Annotated in this window: 10 protein-coding genes and 2 pseudogenes; 4 read left to right on the top strand and 8 right to left on the bottom strand. The window is 60.5% G+C overall.

From position 1 onward, the window contains the following. Positions 1-1,223 (bottom strand): CocE/NonD family hydrolase (locus AC1D17_RS21795; protein ID WP_477567402.1); only part of this gene is annotated, 1,223 nt, incomplete at its 3' end. A gap of 184 nt (positions 1,224-1,407) precedes the next feature. Here AC1D17_RS21795 and AC1D17_RS21800 point away from each other — a divergent pair. The 3 genes and pseudogenes from AC1D17_RS21800 to AC1D17_RS21810 form a co-directional block, all read left to right on the top strand. Beyond that, a pseudogene (locus AC1D17_RS21800) lies at positions 1,408-1,919 on the top strand (aminotransferase class I/II-fold pyridoxal phosphate-dependent enzyme); the annotation flags it as partial. A gap of 33 nt (positions 1,920-1,952) precedes the next feature. Continuing rightward, positions 1,953-2,195 carry a hypothetical protein gene (locus AC1D17_RS21805; RefSeq protein WP_477567403.1) on the top strand — a complete coding sequence of 81 codons (243 nt, stop codon included), beginning with the start codon at positions 1,953-1,955 and terminating at the stop codon, positions 2,193-2,195. Positions 2,196-2,293: 98 nt separating this feature from the next. Next, positions 2,294-2,534, top strand: a pseudogene (locus AC1D17_RS21810) (Tn3 family transposase); the annotation flags it as partial. 434 nt (positions 2,535-2,968) lie between these two features. Here the strand turns inward: AC1D17_RS21810 and AC1D17_RS21815 are convergent. From AC1D17_RS21815 to AC1D17_RS21845, 7 genes are all read right to left on the bottom strand, one after another. Further along, complete coding sequence (locus AC1D17_RS21815) at positions 2,969-4,024, bottom strand: ABC transporter ATP-binding protein (protein WP_477567404.1); 1,056 nt, start codon at positions 4,022-4,024, stop codon at positions 2,969-2,971. A gap of 78 nt (positions 4,025-4,102) precedes the next feature. Continuing rightward, positions 4,103-6,208, bottom strand: coding sequence for an ADP-ribosylglycohydrolase family protein (locus AC1D17_RS21820; RefSeq protein ID WP_477567405.1), 2,106 nt, complete (start codon positions 6,206-6,208; stop codon positions 4,103-4,105). A gap of 20 nt (positions 6,209-6,228) precedes the next feature. Further along, positions 6,229-7,413: an ADP-ribosylglycohydrolase family protein gene (locus AC1D17_RS21825; RefSeq protein WP_477567406.1), complete on the bottom strand. Its 1,185-nt coding sequence runs from the start codon at positions 7,411-7,413 to the stop codon at positions 6,229-6,231. Then, positions 7,400-8,824: an extracellular solute-binding protein gene (locus AC1D17_RS21830; RefSeq protein ID WP_477567407.1), complete on the bottom strand. Its 1,425-nt coding sequence runs from the start codon at positions 8,822-8,824 to the stop codon at positions 7,400-7,402. Before AC1D17_RS21830 ends, AC1D17_RS21825 begins: the two co-directional genes overlap by 14 nt. A gap of 49 nt (positions 8,825-8,873) precedes the next feature. Continuing rightward, on the bottom strand, positions 8,874-9,770 hold the full coding sequence (locus AC1D17_RS21835; protein WP_477567408.1) for a carbohydrate ABC transporter permease: 897 nt from the start codon (positions 9,768-9,770) through the stop codon (positions 8,874-8,876). After that, the gene (locus AC1D17_RS21840) at positions 9,770-10,741 is read right to left on the bottom strand and encodes an ABC transporter permease (RefSeq protein ID WP_477567409.1); all 972 of its coding nucleotides are present in this window, start codon (positions 10,739-10,741) and stop codon (positions 9,770-9,772) included. Before AC1D17_RS21840 ends, AC1D17_RS21835 begins: the two co-directional genes overlap by 1 nt. A gap of 3 nt (positions 10,742-10,744) precedes the next feature. Continuing rightward, positions 10,745-11,791, bottom strand: coding sequence for a LacI family DNA-binding transcriptional regulator (locus AC1D17_RS21845; RefSeq protein WP_477567410.1), 1,047 nt, complete (start codon positions 11,789-11,791; stop codon positions 10,745-10,747). A gap of 299 nt (positions 11,792-12,090) precedes the next feature. Between AC1D17_RS21845 and AC1D17_RS21850 the strand changes: the two genes are divergently transcribed. Beyond that, a complete protein-coding gene (locus AC1D17_RS21850) occupies positions 12,091-12,990 on the top strand; it encodes a ribokinase (RefSeq protein ID WP_477567411.1) in 900 nt (299 codons plus the stop codon). Positions 12,991-13,322: the final 332 nt, after the last annotated feature.

Here is a 13,322-nt window from a genome sequence, read left to right on the forward strand (position 1 = left end):
GAGCTTAGGAGTCGGGAGCCGCTTGCCGTGTACCAACGTTGGCGTGTTGCCGGAATGGGCCAGGCGCGAGTTGCTTTCCAAGCGCCCTCCCCGAGCGTATAGTAGTGGAGGACCTTCCCTCCCTCGTCGGCCGCTTCCCCAGCGAAGCAGCCGGCGGCGAAGCGGACCCAATTCGCCTCCTGGGCCGCGAGGAGGGGAGCGACCTCCTCACCGGCGGGACGGAGCGGGTCGGTGGCTGCGGTGGCACCATGGTTCCATGGGCCGATGATTATGCTCGCCGGATTTGACTGTAGCAGGAACTGGCGAATAGATCCTTCCGCCGATACAGAATCGAACCAACCGCCCCAATTTTGAATTGGAACACCAGAGCGAGATATGCACTCTGCCGCGGTCTGTGGTGACCAGTCGAACCCGGAGGTGTCCATGCCAAAATACTCGTCCTTGTCCATACTCTGCTGCAGACGCGGGCGAGAGGGCGCTTTCTCGTGTTCGGACAAGGCGGCGGCCAGTTCCGCCGCCTCCCCAACGGGACGAACGCCCCGCGAGGGTTGGCTTTCACCAGTATTCTTGGAAGACACATTGTGGTTCAGGTTTTTGAGCTGGCTGTCCCACTGGAGTTGGGTGAGGTTGCGGATTCCGCCCGGGAAATCGATATCCTCATAAATACTGTAATCAACAAAACGTGCCACAACTCCCTTCAGAGCGGGATTGCCCAACGACGCCATCCAGGTTGCGGAATTGGCAGTGTAGGAAAGGCCATAGCCGACCACGTTACCCGTGGACCATGGCTGAGCAGCAATCCAGTCCAAAACGTCGCTGAAGTCCAGGATCTCGTCGCGAGTGCGGTGGCCGGGCCATTCGCCGAAAGAAGCGCCGGTTCCACGAACATCTCCAACAACCACGGCGTAGCCGTGCGGGACAAACAGGTCAGCATATCTATTCGAAGGCTCGCCGTTTTGGCCGCGCCAATAGCACGTCATCACCAGAATTGTATCACGCTTCGCACTTTCGCCGTCACCCATTGGACGCGTGACGTCCAAGGCTAGCCGCACGCCGTCGCGCGTAGACACATACACCGACTCCAATGAGCCTACCTCGTACGACCGCTTAGGTTTACCACGAAGATCCAAGCCGAAGATCGATGGTTGCGTCTCTTGCGATTTGTCGATTGTCGCCGACGAAAGCGCACCCGCCTTCGTTGATGACTGATTCACGATGCTCATTGGTTCCTCCTACCAGACCAGATGGACTACGCTGCGTGATTACCCTAACCAGACCCGGGCCGCAACATATGTTTTATATTAAGTCCTATGAATCAAATGTCTCCGTTCGGAGCCAACTCGCGCGAAAGGTCACGAGAAGCGCCGAAAGATGCGCTTGAATTGGGTGCAGACGCACGGATCACTCTTGGCGCTCAACGGCGTGTCGAAGGCCTATGCCATGACCGGCTGGCGCATCGGCTATGCCGGCGGGCCGAAGCCGCTGATCAAGGCTATGGCCGCGATCCAGAGCCAGGCGACATCATGCCCGAGCTCCCTCAGCCAGGCAGCAGCGGTCGAAGCCCTGAATGGTCCTCAGACGTTCCTGAAGGGACGCCAAGAAAGCTTCCAGCGCCGCCGCGATCTCGTCGTCGGTAGGCTGAACGACATCGATGGCCCGGAGTGCCGCACGCCGGAAGGCGCGTTCTACACCTTCTCGGGATGTTCAGGCATTCTTGGCAAGACCACGCCGAAGGGCAAGCGGATCGAGGCCGATCGGGACTTCACCGACTATCTGCTGGAGGATGCGCATGTCGCGGTCGTGCCGGGTTCGGCCTTTGGGCTGTCGCCGTTCTTCAGGATCTCCTATGCCACGTCGGAATCCGAGCTCGTCGAGGCTCTCGACCGCATCGAACGGCATGCGCGGCATTGAAGCCCTGATGAGCCCGGCCTAGCTCCGTTGGACCAGCCCGCATGATCCCGTACCTCACATCGCATCTTGCCCCGGCGGCTCCATCCGGCTTCTTCGAGCGTCTCGTCGAGGCCGGGACGATCTGCGGCGCGCACGGTCTATGCGACAGATCGATTCTAACCACTGAGGCGTTGGCGTCACAGGGTCTGGTCCGCCTGCCCCAGAGCCTTCAAGAGGCTCTCGACCGTTTTGATGCGAACGATACGGTCAAAAGCTGGTTTCCGCAGGGTTTTGCCGACGTGTAGCTCAAGCATAAAGAGCGCGAAATCAAACACGTGTCGGACATGTCCGATCAGGAAACCTGCTTAGCTTACGAGCGCGTTTACTAGCTTAGCTAGTCCCTGTGCTCGATGGCGAATTCGACCACGACACGATCCGGGAGATCGAGGAGCTGTTCACCGATAACCGGCGGCGTCAGTGATCATATCTTTGCGCTGTTCGCCCTGGTCGGCAAGTGTTTTGCGTCCCGACTGGGTAACATCAAGGACCGGAAGTTCCACACCTTCGAGAAGGCCGACGGTTACCCAGCACTGGCCAACCATATCGGTGCACCGCCCAACACAGCGCTCATCCTTGAGCGCTGGTAGGGGGGACAAGATGGGGTGGAAACGACAGGAATCCCCTGCGCACTTGCACGGTGGTCGTGGAAAACGGTAGTATTACGCGGCGGCGGAATTCTTGACCCTCAGCCAGCCTACGGTTTCAAGTAATGCTGCTTGCTTTTTGGGGCGGTTTTACGCCTTCCAGGATTGATGGCTGCGGCTGAAAGTGCAGTCACTGGGCACATTGCTATCGCGATGACGAGCCACGTGATCTGCCCTCATTTCGACGAGGTGCTGGCCCAATTCAACAGTGCGTTCCCCAAGGTAACCTATTCGATAGCGATCACTCACCTACATTGGGCTTGTGCCTCATGCGCGAGGGCGATCCGCTGATGGAAGACAGCGTCCTATTAAACCTTGACCCCTTTCAAGAGGGCCCTCGGCGTTCTGATCCCGGTGTCTCCTGGCAAATTCATTCATTGGATGCGCCTGCCGGTGTTGTCATCGAACAACAGGACATTCGCGGTGTCGAAACCGATCGTCACGTTCGCGCCCGATTGCAACAATGCGCTTTCGCCGAGAACCACGGTGATATCGGTGGTCTCGAGCCGCATCATCACCTCCTGCGCCTCCCCGGTCGGCTCGACCAGCACCACCTCGGCGGCGATGCCGCTGTCGGCAAGCTGGATATGCTGCGGGCGAATGCCGTAGACGACCTTGCGCCCTTGTGCCAGCCCATGATCTGAAGGCAACGGCAGCCGGGTGCCATCGGCAAGCCGCAGCATCTTACCGTCCACCTCGCCGCGCAAAAGGTTGATCTCGGGCGATCCGATGAAGCTGGCGACGAACAGGTTCTGCGGGTTTTTGTAAAGCTCCAGCGGCGGTCCCATCTGCTCTATCTTGCCGCCGTTCAGGACCACAATCTTGTCTGCCATGGTCATGGCCTCGGTCTGGTCGTGGGTGACATAGATCGTAGTCTTGCCCAGCCGCTGGTGCAGCTTCTTGATCTCGCCGCGCATCTTCACCCGAAGCTTGGCGTCGAGGTTGGAAAGCGGCTCGTCGAAGAGGAAGGCACGCGGATCGCGCACGATGGCGCGGCCCATGGCCACACGCTGGCGCTGACCGCCCGACAGTTCGCGCGGAAGCCGTTCGAGCAGGTGTTCGAGCCCGAGGATGTCGGCGGCTTCGTTGACGCGGCGACTGATCTCGCTCTTCGAAACACCGGCGAGCTTCAGCGCGAAGCTCATATTGTCGGCAACCTTCATATGCGGATAGAGCGCATAGCTCTGGAACACCATCGCAAGGTCGCGCTCCTTGGCCGGCATGTCGTTGACGATACGGCCACCGATGGTGATTTCGCCGGCGCTGATGTCTTCCAGCCCGGCAATCATCCGCAGCAGCGTCGACTTCCCGCAGCCGGACGGGCCGACCAGCACCACGAATTCGCCGCTGCCCATGTCTAGCGAAATATCATCGAGCACCGGCAGGCTACCGTAGCTCTTGCCCACGTTCCTGAGTTCAATCTCGGACATGGTTTCTCCTCCCAATTGATAGACCGATGCGGTTCTGGCCCGCCGGCCCGTTGGACCGGCAGGCAGGATCAAACCCGCTCAGGCGGTCTCGATAATCTCGAACGTTCCGACGCTCATGCGACCGAGCGCGCCGAGGCGAAGGCCGGCCATGCCATAGGCAAACTGGTCGTCGCTCGCCTCGATCAAAGTCTTGCCGTCGATCGCGAAAGACAACGTATTGCCGCTGATTGAAAACGCGAAGCCGTAGCTCTTTCCGAGCTCACGCTTGAACGGGGCACGGGCAAGCACGGTGGTGCCGAAATCCTCCTTGAGGATGACCACGTCGTCGCCGTCGAAGCCTGCGGCATAGAACCGGCTGGTGCCCTGCACCCGGGCCGTCACCAGTTGCGACGGGCCGGCGAGCGGCCTGATATCCGCCAGGACCTTGACGTCGCGGGCGTAGTAATGGCCCGTCCACATGTCGGCGTCATTGGCGGTGTGGGCGTGAATGCGCCCATCCTGCAGCGTCCAGTGGCCACGGTTCCAGGTAAAGCGCGAGATCGCGCCCCACTCCTGCACTTCCGTCTCGGGATCGATGACAGTCCTGCCAGCGCCCTCGATCTTGAAATCGGCGAGGAACAGGCGGCCGAGGAATTTCAGGCGACCGAAATATTCGACCTGAATGCCGATCTCGTCGATTGCTTCGGCACCCTCCGGCACGGTGAATGCGTAGTCCTGCCAACCTTCGTGGTTGGGGACGTGCCACGCGCCGGTCTCCTCGATCGCGCCTGACATCGCCCGGCGAATATAGGGTGCGACGCGCAGGTTGCCATCACCGTCCCAGGGGTCAAGCCACAGCTTGAACGACACGTTCTGGCCGGCATCAACCAGTGGCGAAAACATCGGACGATAGCGCTCGTCATCGAAATCGGACCGGCGATAGAAGGGCTTCCAGAAGATGCGACCGCCGTGGCCGCGCTCGAGCCGGTCGAGCTGGATTTCGAGAGAGCCGCGCGAGCCTTCAACCTGCCTCTCGGCCGAGCCCTTGAGGCTTATTCGATTGAAGCCCTCGGTCCGGAATCCATGGGTCGAGCCCGGCAGATCAAAATCGAAGCGAACGCCGCGGCGGGTAAAGTCCTCGAGCCAAAGGGCCGGCACATCGTCTTCGCGCAGTTGCAGCGCCAGCACGGTCAGTTCGCGGGCAAAGGACGGGATGTCGACGATGTTGATCGAGCCGACGACGCCGGAGGCGACGATGAAGTCGTTGATTGGCTTCCGGTACTTGTCCCAGTTCGGCTGGAGCCCCTGGAACGTGCCGACGATGGCGCCGGCATTGCCAGCGTTGCAGTCGGTATCCCAGCCGGCCATGGTCGCGATCTCGGCGGTGCGCGGCAGATCTCCTTCGCCATAGAGGATCGCCATGACAGTGACGCCGGCATTCGGAATGATGTGGCAGACGCCGGGATAGCGGTCATAGCCCCATTCGGCGGTCAGCATGTCACGGCAGGCGCGCCAGTTTGCGGGGTTGGCCTTGTGGAAGTCGATGACGGCCTGCACGACCTGGGCATAGGTCGATTTGGCGTCGATCGTCGCCATGGCAGCGGCCACGACCTCGGCAATCGAGGTCGCTTCGAACGCCTTGGCGATGGCGGCGGCGCAGAAGCGGGCGCCATTCAGACCGTCGCCATCATGTGCAACGCTTGCCGCACGAGCGGAAGCGTCGGCTGCCTTCTGCGGCTCGCCCGGGTGCACCCAGCCCCAGCTGTCGATGAAGATCTGCCCGCCGATCTGTTCGGCAACGGTTGCGCCGTTCTGGGCGATCGATCCGGATTGCGGCGCGGGAATGCCGGCGCGCAGGTTGCGGTAGGCGGTGTGTTCGGTCGAGACGCCGAAACCGCCCCACCAATACATGCCATGCTCTTCGGCGGCATAGTTCACCCAGGTCTTGCCGACATCGGCCGCACTGGCGTTGAGGCCATAGTCGCGCAGAGCCCGGATGAAATAGATCGGGCCGTTGGTGTCATCGTCGGCCGCAAAATTCTTGAAATCGCGCAAGTACTGGGTGACCTCGCCATAGGTCTTCTGGACGCGCTCATAGCTCCAGATCGTCGGTTCGACCGGCGCACCAAGGCGAACGCCAATGGCCTTGCCGATGAAGCCGGCATAGATCTTCTCGTAAATCGTCTCTTTGCTGAGCTTGGGCATCTTGTGTCTTTCGTTATCAATCAAAACGTGAGGGCGGCGCGGAAGCTGGCCCGCCGGTCGGCTGCCGCCTGGTCGGCGGTCTGGATGGTTGTCGCCGTTTCAGTGAAGCGATCGGCGGCAGCGGTGAGGTCCAACTTGTTGACCTGATCGAGCAGGGCGTGGTCGGCAGCGTCGATGACGCCTTCGCCATGCATCGCGCCAAGGATTGCGCCGGCCATGACGCCGATGGAGTCGGTGTCGCGGCCGGAATTGATGCCGTCTTCGATCGAACGGCGGAAATCGCTGTCGTTGAACAGGCAGAATCCGAGGGCGAGCGGCAGTTCCTCGATCGAGCCGAGGCGGCTTGGCTGATAGGCAGCGGTCAGTCGGGCGACTTTGGCGGAGGTGTGGTTGACGTCATCGCCCATGGGAGAATAGGGCGCGATGGCCGCATGAAACGCGGCGACGACGGTCTGATAGTCAGCACCCTGCGCCTTCAGCTTGCGGGCAACCTCGGCGATGTCCGCAATGGCTTTGCGCGTGCCGTCCTTGGCCAGTGCCAGAACCGCTTCGATCACACCTTCAATATCCGTTCCGGGAATAAACGCTGCGGCAACCGCGGCGGCAAACGCGCCCGCTGCCTCAAGCCCGAAGCTTTCCTGATGGCCGGAGGCAAACGCGATCGCCTCGTCATAGGCGGCCCTCGGATCGCAGGCATTGACGACACCGATCGGCGCCACATACATCGCCGCGCCGCAATTGACCATGTTGCCGATGCCACCTTGGCGCGGATCGCACGAGGTGAGCTGGTGGCGCTGGAATATCCACTTCTCGGGGTAGAACAGCCGCTCGATCAGCATCGCTTCGCGCTGCAGTTCCGGTACGTAGCGCGGCACCCAGGCGATCTGCTTGACCATGCCATCGGCCATGTCCCAGGCATCGAGATGCTTGCTGACCTCGCCATAGATATCCATCAGGCAGAGCGTCATCAGCGTGTCGTCGGTGACGATGCCGTTGCCGCGCACCCGGCCGTTGCGGGCCGTGGCATCCAGCGACATCTTGTGCCACTCGGTGTTAAGCGACGTCACCCGCCCATACCTGGCCGCGATCTCCGCTGCCGGTAGTTTTTCGACCGGCGCCCCCATGGCGTCGCCGAGCGCGACGCCATGGATGAGCGCGCGGACCCTCCCCTTCAGGGAGGGCCCTTGAACGCTACTTTTCTGCATCTAGAACCGTCCTTGCATATTCATTGAGACGTTTTCCCCCAGCCGCTTCCCACTCCGCGACATACTGGTCCCACTGATCCATCTTGGCGGCGCCGGAGATGAACTTGTAGACCCAGGACCGGTAGACGTTTTCGGTCGCGTCGAGATCGGCCGCGTATTCTGCGGGCCACACGAATGTGTTGTCCGGCTTGAAGTCCTTCTGGCTCGTCGCCAGCGACTGCTGAGCCGCTTCAGACTGCCAGACGACGGGTGGGGTCCAGTTGGCAGCGACCATGAAGCGGGGGTACCAGGTCGCGATCTTGTCGGTGACTTTGTAGCTATCTCCGTCTTTGGTGTATTCCTGGCCCTCGAAGCCGAGGCGATCGAACATCTGGCCTTCGGGGYTCGCCATGTAGTCGAGCAGCTTCATCACTTCGGCCTTGTGCTCGGAGATGCTCGATATGGCAAACCCACGCGATTCCTTGGAGACGTCGACGGCTGCGAGGCCCTGCCCTCCAGGGCCCTTCGGCGGTGCCAGCAGCACGAGCTCGGTGCCAGGATGGACCTGACGCATCTTGCCGCCATAGATGTCGATGGTCTCGGCAGATGAGCCGAAGATCACCCCGGCCTTGCCGGTGTAGAACTTGTCTTCCTTCACGTCGAACTTGGTGGTGATGTATTCCGGGTCGTAAAGGCCCTGCTCGCGCAGCGAGGCGTAGAAGGCGATCTTATCCTTCTCCTGGGCAGTGATGCGTGAATGAACCCATTCGCCGGCGGGGTTCTTCATCCAGGTTCCGGTGATGCCGAAGGCCTGGTTGAAGATCGAATCGAGCTCGTTGGTGTTGTCGGCCGTGGTCACGCCGTAGCTGTCGGCAACGCCGTTACCGTCGAGATCGCCGTCCTTGATGGCCTTGAACAGGGTGACATAGTCTTCGACGGTTTCAGGCGCCTTGAGGCCGGTCTTTTCCAGCCAGTCCTTGCGGATGAGCGGCTGGGGCACACGCGCCGGATAGACGTACAGCAGATAAGGATAATTCTTCAGCCGCTCGACGTTTTGCGGCCACAGGGCGTCCTTGAGATATTTGGTGTCGGCCATCATCGGGCGGAGGTCTTCAAGCACGCCTTGCTCGACCATTTTGGCGTCGCCGCCCTGGAAATAGATCAAGTCCGGGATGTCGCCAGACAGCAGCATGACCGACAGCTTGTCGGCATAGCCGGAAGACGGCAGGTCGACGAGTTCGATGTCGAGATCGGTGCCCTGCGCCCGCAACGCTTCCTCAATACGCTGCAGGTGCTTGACGTCGTCTGGGTTGGACGGGGTGAAGTCCTTGGACACGACCCGGATCTTGACCGGTTCGGCCATTGTCGGGGCGGCGGCACCAAGGCTGAGCGCCAGGGCTGTCGATGCCAGCAGGACCATGTTTCTAAGCATTTCGTCTCCTCCGTTTGGATAGGCTTCTTTGTTGGATCTCGTGTCGTGTTCAGCCCTTGAGGGCGCCGCTCATGGTTCCCTTGGTGAAGAATTTCAGGATCAGCGGGTAGATCGCCAGGATCGGGACAATGGTCAGTAGGATCATGCCGGCTTTCAGCGACCTCAGATCGATCTGGCTCGCGCCGGTGTTGTGGCTGGCGTTGTTGGCGCCGACGATCGCAACCTTGTCGCCATCGATAACGAACTGGCGCAGCACCACCTGCAGCGGCCATTTGTCCTGATCGTTCAGATAGATCATCGCGCGGAAGAACTCGTTCCAGTGAAAGACGAGATAGAACAGCGAGATCGTCGCGAGCGCCGGCTTGGCGAGTGGAAGCACCAGATGCCAGAAGACCTGAAAGGGGTTGGCACCATCGAGCTCCGCGGCTTCCAGCAGTTCCTTCGGGATCTCCTCGAAGAAGCGGATGAGGATGATCAGGTACCAGGCATTGACCGCCTTGAAGAGGATCACAGACCAATAGCTGTCGAGCAGGCCGAGGCGCTTGTTCACGAAGTAGTCGGGAATGATGCCCGGTTCGAATACGATGGTGACGAGAACGAGGATGAACAGCGCCTTGCGGCCAGGCAGGCCGGGCCTGGAAAGCCCCCAGGCCATCAGTGCCGTGCCGACAACGCCGATCACGGTGCTGACGGCGGTGATGAAGATCGAGTTGAAGATGCCGCGTTGCACATTGGGGTGCTGCAGGAGGACGCTCCAGACCTCGAAGGAGAAGCCCCTGGGTATGATGGTCAGCCCGCTCATGCCCGGCACTTTTGCCGGCTCAGACAGCGAGACCGCAAGCAGGTTGAGGATCGGCTGGACCGTGACGACGACGAGCAACAGCAGCGTCGAAACGATGATCGCATATTCTATGCGTTCGATCGGGGTCTTGCGTGACAGGGCCATTACCAGACTCCCTTCCCGGTCAGGCGTTTGGAAACGAAGTGGGCAATCACGATCATCATCGTGCCGAGCACGGCCTTGAACAGGCCGGCGGCCGTTGCCAGCGAGTATTCGCCGGTCTGCAAACCGATGCGGTAAACATAGGTGTCGACGATATCGATCTTGCTGCGCACCACGTCGTTGGAGAGGTTGATCACCTGGTTGAGGTCGGCGTTGAGGAACATGCCGGCGTTGAGGATGAACAGCGTCGCGATCGTCGGCACGATGCCCGGCAGGGTGACATGCCTGATCTTCTGCCAACGGTTGGCGCCGTCGATCTCGGCTGCGTCATAGAGCTGCTGGTCGATAGCGATGATGGCGGCGAGATAGAGCAGGCTGTCCCAACCGGCCGAACGCCAGATTTCCGTGAAGACAAGCACCCAGCGGATGGCGCCGGTATCAGTCATGAACGACCGGGGCGCCATACCGGCCATGCCCATGAGATTGTTGACGGCACCATCGGTCGGCGACAGCGCGGCAATGAAGATGCCGGCGATCACCACCCAGGACAGGAAATGCGGCAGGTAGATCGCCGACTGGATGAAATTGCGCAGCGACCCGCCGCGGACCTCGTTCAACAACAATGCGACGATGATCGGCACCGGCAGGAAGAAGACCATCTTCATCGCCGAGATGATCAGCGTATTGGCCAGCACCTGCCAGAACACCGGCGAGGAGAACAGCACCTGGAAATGCTTGATCCCCACCCAGATGTTGGGTGGGACGATCCTGACCTGTTCGAAGGCGATGCTCGCCTCCCAGATCGGCAGGTAGTGGAAGACGAGGAAGAACAGGATGCCCGGCGCCATCATGACATAATAGGGCCACCAACGACGCCAGCCGTCGGCGGTGACGGCAAGGCGCCCGGTCCTTCGGTGTGGCTTGGGAACGTTCCCAGATTCGAACGAAATCACCGCCTCATCGCGATTGGTCATTCGTTACGCCCTCCCGGATCTTGCTGCGCGTCTGGGCTGAGTGAGCGACAGATCGGCCAAGGAGCCGCGCTCGACAAGTCGGCATGGCATGAACACTCGGCCATGTTCGGGGCGGCCGGCGATTTCGTCGAACAGGCAGTCGACGGCGCGCACGCCGATCTCACGTCCGGGCTTGGCAACCGTCGTCAGTCCCGGCCAGGAGAACGCGCCGGCGGGAATGCCGTCGAAACCGAGGATCGATACGTCTTCCGGGCACCGCAGCCCGGCTTCGCGCACGGCGACCATGGCACCAAGTGCCATCAGATCGTTGGCAGCGAAAACCGCGAGGTGCCCAATCCGCTCGCGTTGCAGGATCCGCATCATCGCCGCGCGTCCGCCTTCGACTGTGTACTCTCCGTCTTCCATCGCAAGCGCCGCCGGATCAATGTCGCGGTCGACACAATGTTCGTGGAAGGTCCGCAGAAACCGGGCCCGCGCGATACGTGACTTCGGCCCGAGGATTAGCGCGGGAGCATGATGCCCCTTGGAAACCAGGTGGTCCATGCCGAGCCGTACCGCCTGGGCGATATCGGAACCGACGCTGGAGGTCGACGGGAAACGCTCGGCACTCGAGCCGATCAGCACGAAGGGCAGCCCGAACCTGTCGAGATCGTCGAAATTGTCGGCGACCGGGTTGATGATCGCGCCATCGACCCGCGCTTGCCGCAGGGCCCGGAGATGGCTGGCTTCACGGCTGTGATCCCAATCGGAAGAAAACACCAGCAGGGAGGCCTCGTTTTCGACAGCACGATCCTGCGCGCCGCGGGCAACCTCGGCCCAGAACGGGTTGGTAATGTCGGGAATGACAAGGCCAAGCAAACCGGTGCGCCCGGACCGCATGCCGACAGCGAGATCGTTGCGCTCATAGCCGACGGCACGGGCGGCATCGAGAACCCGCTCGCGCGCCTCGTCGGTAACATTGGGCGCGCCGGAGAGTGCCCGGCCGGCGGTGCTCTTGGACACCCCAGCTTTCCGCGCGACGTCAATGATTGTCGGCCGCCTCCGGTGCATTGAAGAGTCCTCCCACAGTATGAATTTTGGGAACGTTACCACGAAGATTTCGAGATCGCAAGTCGCTCGACCGGCCCTTTTACCAAGCAGCGATCTCGTTTCATCGCTGGTGATTCTGGCAAAACTCCTTAATTACGCGACAATGCACCTGACTTCCTCTCTTTGCGCCCATACCCGCGCAACGGGCTTCTCCGGTTGACGTGGGAACGTTACCATGAATATAAATTAGCGCAGCGGCGTCCGATCGGTGGACCGGTCCTGCCCTTAAGCGTGAACTTTAATAACGTGAGGACGTCTTTATGATTACCGTTTTGGGATCGATCAATATCGACCTTATCGCGAAAACCCGCCGATTGCCGCGACCCGGCGAGTCCGTTTCGGGTCTGACTTTCTCGACAGCGGCCGGGGGAAAAGGCGCCAATCAAGCGTTGGCAGCTCGACGTGCTGGGGCGGAGGTTCGAATGGTCGGCGCCGTCGGAATGGACGGTTTTGCAGATGCGTCTCTTCGTTTCTTAAGCGACGCAGAGGTCGAGCTCTCAAACATAATCCGTCTGGAAGGGCCCACCGGTGTGGCCGTGATCAGTGTCGGTGAGGACGGCGAGAACTCCATTATCGTCATTCCTGGCGCAAACGGAGAGTTGACCAAGGCGGAAGCAGAAGCAGCCATCGCATCAATGCAAAGTGGCGACATCCTGATGCTGCAGTTGGAATTGCCATCGGAGGTAGTCAAACAAGCGCTTATTGCGGCTCGCTCCAAAGGAGTCACGACTATTCTCAATACCGCTCCGCTCGATCAACGTGGCTCTGACCTTTCTCGGCTTGCTGATATTATCGTCGCCAACGAGACGGAGTTTCAGTTGCTAGTCGGCGAAACGGTTGTGCTCGCGGGGGAATATGAAGAAATCCTTTGGCGGATGCATCTGCGATCGGAACAAACATTTATTGTCACATTAGGAGGCGATGGCGCAATCGCGATTGACAACGGTAAGATCTACAGAGTGCGCGGATTAACCATCAGTCCGGTCGACACAGTTGGGGCGGGGGATACATTTTGCGGTTTTCTCGCCGCCGGTCTCGCTGCAAACGTTCCCTTCCCACAGGCGCTCCGTCGAGCCGCAATCGCTGGGTCCCTCGCATGCCTGAAACCGGGAGCGCAAACTGGAATTCCGACCTGGTCCGAAGTCCAGCGGTACGTTTAAGTGTGAAGGCGGAAGAGCGTGGCACCACGGAACTGTTGGAACCCGACTGTGTCTGCGCGCTTCTACGTATCCGAATTGGTTGCGGGGGCATGCAACCAACGATTCCTGCGATTGGTCGAAAGGCCTATTCCTAAGCTAGCGGCTTAGGCTGTCGACGTAAACCGCGTTCGAATCCCTCCCGACCCGCCATCAATATGATAAGATAAGCGTTTGAGGTTCACAACGTTCGCGATGAATCCGAGTGCGGCTCCGGTCAGCAGCCATTTCCACGCAACCGCCTGGAAGCCGAATGGCGTAGATCGCGGATCCGCAACAAAGTCCCGGTTAACGCG

It is taken from the genome of Pararhizobium sp. P1_E7 (genome assembly GCF_056405855.1).